Source organism: Salmonella sp. SAL4457, from assembly GCF_046548235.1.
Lineage (GTDB): Bacteria > Pseudomonadota > Gammaproteobacteria > Enterobacterales > Enterobacteriaceae > Salmonella > Salmonella enterica.
Genome location: NZ_JBGDZO010000562.1, coordinates 1 through 268, shown reverse-complemented (window position 1 = coordinate 268; position 268 = coordinate 1). Strand labels below are relative to the sequence as shown.

Below are 268 nucleotides of genomic sequence, written 5' to 3'. Positions count from 1 at the left end.
GTGCGGTCCTGGCTCAAGCTGATGGACCTGCCGTACTCGGACTTCGAGGCGGGCTCGGACCGCCAGCCCGCGCTCGAGGTCGCGGGCGAACGGCTCGCAGCCACGATCTGCTACGAGGACGCTTACGGCACCGAGCAGCGGCGGATGGTCCGCGAGTCGACGCTGCTCGTGAACGTGAGCAACGACGCGTGGTTCGGCGATTCGACCGCTCCGCACCAGCACCTCGACATCAGCCGGATGCGCTCGATCGAGGCGGCTCGGCCGACAC

Annotated in this window: 1 protein-coding gene; it reads left to right on the top strand. The window is 69.0% G+C overall.

Annotation, left to right across the window (positions count from 1 at the left end):
• Positions 1-21: 21 nt before the first annotated feature.
• Positions 22-268, top strand: a 247-nt coding sequence (locus ACLJNW_RS25465) for a nitrilase-related carbon-nitrogen hydrolase (protein WP_410961401.1), incomplete at its 3' end; no start/stop codon positions are given.